The organism is Bacteroides sp. UBA939 (assembly GCF_002293435.1).
GTDB lineage: Bacteria > Bacteroidota > Bacteroidia > Bacteroidales > Bacteroidaceae > Bacteroides.
Map to the genome: position 1 here is coordinate 1 of NZ_DBDF01000072.1, position 1,652 is coordinate 1,652.

Annotated in this window: 1 protein-coding gene; it reads left to right on the forward strand. The window is 40.1% G+C overall.

Going from position 1 to position 1,652, the window contains the following annotated elements:
- The first annotated feature begins 504 nt into the window (after positions 1 to 504).
- Positions 505 to 1,512 carry a hypothetical protein gene (locus tag B2Z67_RS05035; RefSeq protein ID WP_291528725.1) on the forward strand — a complete coding sequence of 336 codons (1,008 nt, stop codon included), beginning with the start codon at positions 505 to 507 and terminating at the stop codon, positions 1,510 to 1,512.
- Positions 1,513 to 1,652: the final 140 nt, after the last annotated feature.

Sequence of the window (1,652 nt, forward strand, 5' to 3'; positions counted from 1 at the left end):
GCAGCAACCGGATTGAGATTCCGTTTCGCTCTATTATCATTCATCGTATGAACTAATTATGAACAGCTACTTACAGAAACCGGATATCATTCTTGTATTACATAATACTTGCCTCTCTCTCCTTTCATTGGAAAATTGAAACAATATATATAATAATTGGAACAATATTGCAAACTCCGTATTGCGATTACACATACCTTTGTCATATACTTAAAGGATAACTATTGTATCATTATGTCATACTTAAAAAACATATTTTATAGGCATTTTTAAACCCACTGTTAGTTAACAATAGGTATAGTATTACCTCATAAATTATTTAAGATAGATTGTTTATTGGAAAGCGGTTGTTGTGAGACACCCGCTTTTGCTTTTATATAAGCATATAAAATGTTTTTCTGACTCGAGATATAAATAATAGCATTTGAGACAATATATATAATGAAGACCGGTTTTTTTCTCTTTCTTTGTCCTACTACAAATCAATTATATTAATAAGAAAGAATGAGAAACATTTATTACCTGCTATGCCTTCTTTTCCCTTTGTCCGCCATGGGACAAGCGCCGACCGGCAAAAGCCAATGGGCTTATCCGGATGCTTCCGGAAAGTTAGAGAACAAGACTACTGCCCGGTTACCTCCTCCTGCAAGTTCCGATTATACTTTTCAAGGCGGCATGCAAGCATCTTCGGAGTTAGCCGGAAGAGATTATAATGCTATACACGAATATATGCGCGCTTTAGGTTGGGATTACTCCGAACATCCCAATATCTCAAAGAATGATCATTATGACGGAACGCACTGCGAAGTTCATCTTGATTCTGCTTTGCAGCAATATGTATTCAAATTCACGAACCATGCTAATGCAGAAGTTTTGGACAGTGACCGGGGTAGATTATTAAGCGACCGCCAGCGAAACGAAATGAAAAGCCAGACTAATCGTAACTGGTACCGACTGAACGGGAACTGGAACGAATGGCAACGGTTGGAATGGAAATTCCGTATCCCTAAAGGTTTTCAACCTACCACAAAGTTCTGCCATCTTCATCAACTCAAAGCGCAAGAAGGCAATAACGGTGCACCGCTTATCACCATCAGTACCCGCAGTGACGAGAATGGCGGCAATAAGCGTGTACAGGTAATCCATACCGGAGATACTAAAACATCTGACAAAGGGATTATAATAGACAACTTGCCACTTGCCGACTTTGAAGACGAATGGATACAGGTTGAAACCGAGATGCATTATACCCATCATGGTACATTCCGTATCAGGTTGACCCGCATCAGTGATAATAAAGTACTTGCCGACCAGTCTTTCTCCGATATTGACTTATGGAGAAAAGGGGCAACAAGCATCCGTAACAAGTTTGGTATTTATCGCAGTTTAGGGCGGAAGATGCGAAGTGCATCTGACCGGCCGGACAATGGGCTTAAAGATGAAAATCTGGAATTGGCCGATTTTAAAGTCTACGAAGCGCATACAAATCCCAATCCTCAACCACATGATTGATGCATCTCAAGATAAGTCATAGAACCCATGAGACGGTTTTTTTCATCCCATGAGACGAATTCTTTCATCTCACGGGACGGTTTTTTTCATCTCACGGGACGATTTTTTTCGTCTCATGGGATGAAATTTCTCGTCCCACG